Source organism: Rhodovulum sp. (assembly GCF_011048875.1).
GTDB lineage: Bacteria > Pseudomonadota > Alphaproteobacteria > Rhodobacterales > Rhodobacteraceae > Rhodovulum > Rhodovulum tesquicola.
The window spans coordinates 1-8,419 of record NZ_DSDD01000078.1 but is presented as its reverse complement, the minus strand read 5'-3'; the positions used below and the strand labels follow the sequence as shown (position 1 = coordinate 8,419).

The window sequence follows — 8,419 nt, the reverse complement described above, 5'->3', positions numbered from 1 at the left end:
GATCGTCGACTGGCCGAACCGCCCGCTGCAGATGGTCGACCACGCGAATGGCAAGCAGGCGATCACCGACTGGCGCGTGCTGCGCCACGAGGGCGGAACGACCCGCGTGCGCCTGTTCCCCAGAACCGGGCGCAGCCACCAGCTTCGCGTCCACATGCGCGAGATCGGCCACCCGATCCTCGGCGATCCCTTCTATGCCGACGGTCCGGCGGGCGAGGCGCCAAGGATGATGCTGCATGCCGAGGAACTGCGCCTGCGCCATCCCGAGGGCGGACAGGGCATGGCGTTCCGCGCCAACTGCCCGTTCTGACCGGGCCGGCGCTGCCGGCCGGTGCGCCTGCGGCGGGCGGGTATTTCTGCCAGAAAGAAAACCCATGGGCTTCTTCTTGGTCCAAATACCCGAACCGCGCCCGCAAGGGCGCCAACAAAAAAGGCGTGCGCCGCAGGCGCTCGATTCAGCAGCAGTCGCAGCCGCCATGCCCGTGGGTATGGCAAGCCGCTTACTCGTGCCAGCCACTGACGGCCTTGACCTCACAGAATTCCTCCAGCCCCCAGATGCCGCCCTCGCGTCCGTTGCCCGACCGTTTCACGCCGCCGAACGGACTGCCCACGCCGCGCGAGGCGCCGTTCATCTCGACCATGCCCGCGCGCAGGCGCCGGGCCAGCCGATTGCAGCGCGCGCCGTCCTGCGACTGCACATAGTTGGTCAGCCCGTATTCGGTGTCATTGGCGATCGTGACCGCCTCCTCCTCGCTGTCGAAGGGGATGATCGACAGCACGGGGCCGAAGATCTCCTCGCGCGCGATGGTCATGTCGTTCGTGACATCGGCAAAGACCGTGGGCCGCACGAAATAGCCCCGGTTGAACCCGTCGGGCCGGCCGAGCCCGCCCGCGACCAGCCGCGCGCCCTCGTCGATGCCGGTCTGGATCAGTGCCTGAACCTTGTCGAACTGCGTTGCGCTGACCAGCGGGCCGATATGTCGGCCCTCGCGGTCGGCCGGGCCGACCTCCATCGTTTCGGCGACGGCGCGGGCGGTTTCCACGGCCGCGTCATAGACCGCCCGCTCGACCAGCATCCGCGTCGGCGCGTTGCAGGATTGCCCGCTATTCTGGAAGCAATGCAGCACGCCGCGCTGGACCGCCTGTTCGTCGGCATCGGCAAAGATCAGGTTCGCGCCCTTGCCGCCCAGTTCCAGATGCACCCGCTTCAGCGTGTCGGCGGCGTTCTTCGAGATCGCGATGCCCGCCCGGGTCGAGCCGGTGAACGAGATCATGTCGATATCGGGATGGCCCGACAGTTGCGTGCCCACGCCCGCCCCGTCGCCATTCACCAGGTTGAAGACACCCGGCGGCACGCCCGCCTCATGCAGGATCTCGGCAAAGATCATCGCCGAGAGCGGCGCGATTTCCGACGGTTTCAGAACCATCGTGCAGCCCGTCGCCAGTGCCGGTATCACCTTGAGCGTGATCTGGTTCATCGGCCAGTTCCACGGCGTGATCATGCCGATGACGCCCATCGGATCCATCAGGATGCGGTCGCCGGGCGCATGCGATCCCAGCGGGCGGTCGAACTCGAACATGTCCAGCGCGTGGATGAAGCCCTTGATATGCCAGGCCCCCGCCCCGACCTGGCTGGTGCGGGCAAAGTCGATGGGGGCGCCCATCTCGCGGCTCATCGCCTGCGCCAGATCCTCGGCGCGTGCCTTGTAGAGCCCGAGGATGCGCGCCAGCAGATCGGAACGCTCGGCCTTGGACGTTGCGGCCCAGCCCGGCTGCGCGGCGCGGGCGGCGGCCACGGCGGCGTCGGTATCGGCCTGCCCGCCCAGCGAGATCACCGCAAAGGGTTCCTCGGTCGAGGGGTCGATCACCTCGCATGGCTGGCCCGCCCGCGGCGCCACCCAGGCCCCGTCGATGTAGAAATTCCTGCGTTCGATCATGTCTTCCCCTCCGGCGCCTCCTTCCGGACCTTCTCCGGCCATCCGCCGGAAGGCAAGGGCATTTCCCTTTTGTCCATGGCCTTACGAAAAAGGCCCCGGACATCCGGGGCCTTCCGTTTCGACAGCGGAAAGGGTCGATCACTCCTCGACTTCTTCCTTCTCGCGCTTGAGTTCCTCGCCGGTCTCCTGGTCGACCACCTTCATCGACAGGCGCACCTTGCCGCGATCGTCAAAGCCCAGCAGCTTGACCCAGACCTCCTGGCCTTCCTTCAGCTCGTCCGACGGATGGTTCAGCCGCTTGCCGCAGATCTGGCTGACATGCACCAGCCCGTCGCGCTTGCCGAAGAAGTTCACGAAGGCGCCGAAATCGACCAGCTTGACGACCTTGCCCTTGTAGATCTTGCCCTCTTCCGGGTCGGCCACGATCGACCAGATCATGTCATAGGCCTTCTTGATCGCATCCCCGTTGGGCGAGGCGATCTTGATGGTGCCGTCGTCGTTGATGTCGACCTTGGCGCCCGAAACCTCGACGATCTCGCGGATCACCTTGCCGCCCGAGCCGATCACTTCGCGGATCTTGTCGGTCGGGATCTGCATGGTCTCGATCCGCGGCGCATGCACCGAGAATTCGCCGGCCGAGGTCAGCGCCTTGGACATCTCGCCCAGGATGTGCAACCGGCCCTCTTTCGCCTGGGCCAGCGCCTTTTCCATGATCTCGGGCGTGATGCCCGCAACCTTGATGTCCATCTGCAGCGAGGTGATGCCCTTCTCGGTGCCGGCCACCTTGAAGTCCATGTCGCCGAGGTGATCCTCGTCGCCCAGGATGTCGGTCAGGATTGCGAAGGTTCCGTCCTCCTCCAGCACCAGTCCCATCGCGACGCCCGCCACCGGCGCCTTGAGCGGAACGCCCGCATCCATCATCGACAGCGATCCGCCGCAGACAGACGCCATCGAGGACGAACCGTTCGATTCCGTGATCTCGGAGACAACGCGGATCGTGTAGGGGAAGTCGGTCGGCGCCGGCAGCACCGCCTGCAGCGCGCGCCAGGCCAGTTTGCCATGGCCGATCTCACGCCGTCCGGGGGGGCCGACGCGCCCGGCCTCGCCCACCGAATAGGGCGGGAAGTTGTAGTGCAGCAGGAAGTTCGAGCGCGAATTGCCGTGCAGCGCGTCGATGATCTGTTCATCGTCGCCCGTGCCCAGCGTGGTCACGACCAGGGCTTGCGTCTCGCCGCGGGTGAACAGCGCCGAGCCATGGGTCCGGGGCAGAAGGCCCACCTCGCATTCGATCGGGCGCACCTTGTCCAGCGCGCGGCCGTCGATCCGGCGGCCGTGTTTCACCACGTCGCCGCGCAGCACCGCCGATTCCAGCTTCTTGATCGCCGCGTCGAGATTGGGATCCTCAAGCTGCTCTTCGCTAAGGCCAGCCTTGATATCCGCCTTGGCGGCGGCAAGGGCGGTGACGCGCTCCTGCTTGTCGGTGATCGCATAGGCGGCACGCATCTTGTCTTCGCCCAGACCCTTCACGATCTCGTAAAGCGCCGAGTAATCCGGCGGCTGGAAGTCGAAGGGCTCCTTCGCGGCCTCCTCGGCAAGGCTCACGATCAGGTCGATCACCGGCTTGATCTGCTCATGCGCGAAGGTCACCGCGCCCAGCATCTCGGCCTCGCTCAGTTCGTAGGCTTCGGATTCGACCATCATCACCGCGTCGCGGGTGCCGGCCACCACGAGGTCCAGCCGCTGGTCGGGATTGTTGCGCAGATCCTGCATGTCCTTGACTTCGGGGTTCAGGATGTATTCGCCATCCACGAAACCCACGCGGCAGCCCGCGATCGGCCCCATGAAGGGTACACCCGAAATCGTCAGCGCGGCCGAGGTCGCGATCATCGCCACGATGTCGGGATCGTTGACCAGATCGTGAGACAGCACCGTGCACATCACCAGCACTTCGTTCTTGAAGCCCGGCGCGAACAGCGGCCGGATCGGCCGGTCGATCAGCCGCGCGGTCAGCGTTTCCTTTTCCGAGGGCCGCGCCTCGCGCTTGAAGAAGCCGCCGGGCACCTTGCCCGCCGCGTAGTATTTTTCCTGGTAATGGACGGTCAGCGGAAAGAAATCCTGACCCGGCTTCGCCACCTTGGCGAAGGTCACGTTGGCCATGACGCTCGTCTCGCCCAGAGTGGCGATGACCGAGCCGTCGGCCTGACGGGCAACCTTGCCCGTTTCGAGGGTGAGGGTCTCTTGCCCCCACTGCATGCTTTTCGTCGTTACGTTGAACATCATCGTATCCTGCGTGGGAGCGCTCCCGGGCGTATCCCGGGTCTCCCGTTGAAATGGCGGCCCCATTGCCGCCGACCCCTTCCACCATCCCGAGCGCCGGGGTCCGGGCGCAACGTCTCAGATAGCGCGGGCCATACAGGTTTTTGACCCTGTTGGAAAGCTTTCAAAGCTTAACGATTCGCTCGCCCGGTCCCGCCCGTGGCATGGGCCTGCCGCAATCGCGCCGTCCGAACGAAAAACGCCCGCCGATGGGGCGGGCGTTTCGGTCGACGCGGACCGGGCCGGATCAGCGACGGATGCCGAGGCGCTGGATCAGGTTCTGATAACGGGCCTCGTCCTTGCCCTTGACATAGTCCAGCAGCTTGCGGCGCTGGGCGACCATCATCAGAAGGCCACGACGCGAGTGGTTGTCCTTCTTGTGGGTCTTGAAATGCTCGGTGAGCGTGGCAATGCGGCTGGTCAGGATCGCGACCTGCACTTCGGGCGAACCGGTATCGCCTTCCTTGGTGGCGAATTCCTTGACCAGACGGGTCTTTTCTTCGGCGGTGATCGACATCGGGGCCTCCTATGCAAGGGATTGACGGCACAAGCCGGGATGTCGTCCAGCAGGGCCCTTGGAGAAATCCGTCCGGCGGGCGGAACGGATGGGGGCGTATAGGGGATTCCCCCTAGCCTTGTAAAGGGCCGGGTGTCAGGGGGCGGCGCTTTCCTGGATCTCCCGGGCGACCTGGCCCGCCCATTCGCCGATGACCGGGATGAAGTCGATCTGGCTGAGCGAATAGGCGATGATCGAGACCAGCGCGGTCGCACCGACAACTGTGCCAAAGCCCATCGCAAGCCCGCGCAGGAACTGCACCGCCAGGATCCGGCGCACCGAGCCGTGGATCACGAAGAAGCGTTGGCCGTTAAGGGCCTGCACCTCGCGCCGCAGGGCGGCCACCTCACTGGCAAGGTCGGTATCCGTGCGGGGCGCTGGGGTCGGGTCAGGCATCGGGGCTCGCTGGCGGCTTTGGCGGGTGGGATCAGCCTAGCCAAGGCGGCGGCCAGCGCCAAGCCCCGCGCCGTCAGGCTCCGGCGGCCAGCGCGGCAGGGAATTGCGCCGCCGGCACAAGGCTGACCATCGACAGGTCCAGACCGGCCCCGCCGCTGACCACGGCAAGCGGCATCCCGTCCAGCAGGATCGTCGCGTCTTCCGCCCCGGTATCCGAGGGGCCGACCGACAGCACCGGATCGGGATGCGCCTCGGCGTCGTAGACGACGAACAGCGCGTCCTCCGCCTCGTCATAGGTGTCGATCAGCGTGGGCGCGCCGCTGGTCATGGCCAGCCAGTCGTCAAGGCTCGACCCGACGGATTCGGCGGTGTCATGCGCGCCTTCGGCCACTGCGTCGCAGGCGGCCTCATCCGCCAGATAATGTGCAAGATCGGCCTCGGATTCCGCGAATTCATCCGTCGAGACCGCGTGACGCAGCAGATCCTCGAACCCGAAGCCGAAGGCCGGCGTCTCGCTGTCAGGCTCACCGGCTTCGTCATCGGGCGCATCGTCCTCCGAGTCGAGGACGCCGCCGAAATCGACGGTGGAACTGATCATCATCAGGCCCAGCAGAGTTGCAAAAGTAATCATCGTCCGATCCTGTGCAATTTCCTACTCGCCGCCCATCATGGACGCTACCCGCTTCGACCATACTCCTGGCAATGCGGCGGCAGCGAGGCGGCGCGGTTAACTGGTAAACGGATCCGCGGCATTTCCTGCCCCATGCGGCCATCGCCGCGCATCGCTGCGTCCGACAGAAGGCGCAAAGCACGGAAACGGCAGGTTTTTTCAGGCGTTCAACTTTCGCATGTCATGGTTAATGCGGCTGCTTGGGCTCTCCCGTCTCGGCCCCGCCCCTCGAAGACGGGCAGGAAGCTGTCCAGAACCGCGCCGGGGTTCTCTTCCATCGCGAGATGCCCCGACCGGCATGCGGCGTCGCGCACATCGCCCGCCCAGGCGCGCCCGCCCGGGCGCAGCCCAGGACCGGGCCGCCGTCACGTCCACAACTCCGGTTGCTGCGCATACCCGATGTAAAGCGGGTGTTTCGGCTGGCCGTCCCTTGTCAGCCCCAGATGGAACAGCGGCTGCCCGGTCGCGCGCAGCAGCGACTCGACCGCCCGGCCGCGGTCCAGATGCGCGCCATGGCTGCCCCAGGCGCAAACGATCCGGTCGGCCCAGGACGCGCTGTCGCGGATCGCGGCATCGTTTGCCGGGCCGATGGGGTCGGCGGCGGCGCGCATCACCCTGGGGTCGGTGGCCCGGAACGCAAAGATGTTGGTCACCCGGAACGCGCCGAAGCCCAGCGCGCGGGCGCGCCGCTCGCAGCGTTCCACGGTCGGGTCGTTTTGCAGCTCGGTCGCGGTCGAGGGGTTCAACATCACGAACAGCGCCCTCGGCCCGGCCGGATCCCAGATGCGGGTCAGCAGGTAGCGATAGGTCTCGCAGGGGGAATAGACCGCTTCGGACGCGGCATCGCCCTTCTGGTGGGTGCGGGTTATCACCGGCCGGCCCGTGGCGTGACCGGCACGCGGCCTTCGGGGGTCAGCAGGAAGACCTCGCGCCCCTCGATCACCACTGCCGAGACCGGCCCGCCATAGCCCGCGCCGGTATCCAGATCGACGCGGTTGCCGAAATGCGTGACGCGGTCGACGGGGGTATGGCCATGCACGACCAGCACGCCATGGTCGCGCGGGTCGTCCAGGAACTCGCCCCGGATCCAGATCAGATCGTCCTCGACCTGATCCTCAAGCGGCACGCCGGGACGGATGCCCGCATGGCAGAAGAACACCTCGCCCCGCCGATGGAAGGGCAAGAGCGAGTCCAGCAACGCCTTGTGACTGTCGGGCACCGCGCGCACCGCCGCTGCATGCAGCGCGGCGCGGTCGGGATGCATCCCCGTCTCGACCCCGTAGGAGGTCAGCGTCTCGCGCCCGCCGACGCTGGGCAAGAGCCAGTCCAGATCGGGCCGCGCCGGTTCGGGCGGACAGCCGGGGCGCAGGAAATACTGCATGAAGCGGTCGTGATTGCCCCGCAACAGGATCCACGGCTCGCCCGCCGCAAGCCCCTGCACCAGATGCTCCAGCACGCCGCGGCAATTTGGGCCACGGTCGACATAATCGCCCAGATGCACCAACGGCGCCGCGTTGTCGCCCACCCGCGCCCGGTCGGCCGCGATCAGCGCATGGGCCGCCTCAAGCCGGACAAGCTGGCCGTGAATATCGCCGATGGCATAGCTGCGCAGCATGTCGAGGCCTTCCGGAAAGGGAAAAGGAGCCCGTCGCATATCCCGCGACGGGCCCCCTTTGTCAAACCGGCCGCTTTCAGCCGACCTCGAATTCCAGCGGGCGGACCTGCTGGAACAGGCCCGTGGCCTTCAACTCGTCGATCACCACCTGCGGGATCGGATCATCGAGGTAAAGGATCGCGATGGCGTTCTCGCCCGGCCCGGTGCGGCCCAGGGTAAAGTTCGCGATGTTCACGCCATGGGCGCCCATCGTGGCCCCCAGCGCGCCGATGATGCCGGGCACGTCCTTGTTGGTGGTGTAAAGCATGTGCTCGCCGATCTCGGCGTCGATGTTGATGCCCTTGATCTGGATGAAGCGCGGCTTGCCGTCCGAGAACACGGTGCCCGCGATCGAGCGTTCGCGCGTCTCGGTCACCACGGTCAGCTTGATGTAACCATCAAAGGCGCCCGACTTGCCCTGCGTCGTGGTGGACATCGCGATGCCGCGTTCCTTGGCGACGATGGGGGCCGAGACCATGTTGATCGCAGGATTTGCCTCCTTCAGCACACCGGCGATGGCGGCGCAGTTCAGGGCCTCGATGTTCATCCCGGCGGCAACACCGTCGTGCAGGATGTTGATCGCCTTGATCGGCTCGTCGGTCATCTGCCCGGCAAAGCTGCCCAGATGACCCGCCAGCGCGATCCACGGCCCCATCACCTTGGCTTCCTCGGCAGTGATGGACGGCATGTTGATCGCATTGGTCACGGCACCCGTCAGCAGGTAGTCGGCCATCTGCTCAGCCACCTGAAGCGCCACGTTTTCCTGCGCCTCGGTCGTCGAGGCGCCCAAATGCGGCGTGCAGACGACATTGGGCAGGTTGAACAGCACGTTCTCCTTCGCCGGTTCCTCGGCGAAGACGTCGAAGGCGGCGCCCGCGACATGGCCCGAT

At 66.2% G+C, this 8,419-nt stretch carries 9 protein-coding genes; 1 reads left to right on the top strand and 8 read right to left on the bottom strand.

Annotated features, from left to right (window positions below):
* Positions 1-310: pseudouridine synthase (locus tag ENN83_RS02665; RefSeq protein ID WP_287183765.1), on the top strand; the 310-nt coding region annotated here is incomplete at its 5' end.
* Positions 311-500: 190 nt separating this feature from the next.
* On the opposite strand, the gene ENN83_RS02660 is transcribed toward ENN83_RS02665, so the two are convergent.
* The 8 genes from ENN83_RS02660 to ENN83_RS02625 form a co-directional block, all read right to left on the bottom strand.
* The gene (locus ENN83_RS02660; RefSeq protein ID WP_287183762.1) at positions 501-1,937 is read right to left on the bottom strand and encodes an aldehyde dehydrogenase family protein; all 1,437 of its coding nucleotides are present in this window, start codon (positions 1,935-1,937) and stop codon (positions 501-503) included.
* A gap of 138 nt (positions 1,938-2,075) precedes the next feature.
* Entirely contained in the window at positions 2,076-4,214 is a 2,139-nt protein-coding gene (gene pnp, locus ENN83_RS02655) for a polyribonucleotide nucleotidyltransferase (RefSeq protein WP_287183759.1), read from the bottom strand.
* 286 nt (positions 4,215-4,500) lie between these two features.
* Positions 4,501-4,770: a 30S ribosomal protein S15 gene (gene rpsO, locus ENN83_RS02650; RefSeq protein ID WP_132693510.1), complete on the bottom strand. Its 270-nt coding sequence runs from the start codon at positions 4,768-4,770 to the stop codon at positions 4,501-4,503.
* A 135-nt stretch (positions 4,771-4,905) separates the two neighbouring features.
* On the bottom strand, positions 4,906-5,205 hold the full coding sequence (locus ENN83_RS02645; protein WP_287183752.1) for a DUF5665 domain-containing protein: 300 nt from the start codon (positions 5,203-5,205) through the stop codon (positions 4,906-4,908).
* Positions 5,206-5,278: 73 nt separating this feature from the next.
* Positions 5,279-5,836 (bottom strand): hypothetical protein, encoded by a 558-nt coding sequence (locus tag ENN83_RS02640; RefSeq protein WP_287183750.1) that lies wholly within the window; start codon positions 5,834-5,836, stop codon positions 5,279-5,281.
* A 404-nt stretch (positions 5,837-6,240) separates the two neighbouring features.
* On the bottom strand, positions 6,241-6,747 hold the full coding sequence (locus ENN83_RS02635) for a DUF1643 domain-containing protein (protein ID WP_287183748.1): 507 nt from the start codon (positions 6,745-6,747) through the stop codon (positions 6,241-6,243).
* Positions 6,744-7,487: a metallophosphoesterase gene (locus ENN83_RS02630; protein ID WP_287183767.1), complete on the bottom strand. Its 744-nt coding sequence runs from the start codon at positions 7,485-7,487 to the stop codon at positions 6,744-6,746. The genes ENN83_RS02635 and ENN83_RS02630 overlap by 4 nt, the downstream gene beginning before the upstream one ends.
* Positions 7,488-7,566: 79 nt before the next feature.
* Positions 7,567-8,419 (bottom strand): NAD(P)-dependent oxidoreductase (locus ENN83_RS02625; protein ID WP_287183746.1); only part of this gene is annotated, 853 nt, incomplete at its 5' end.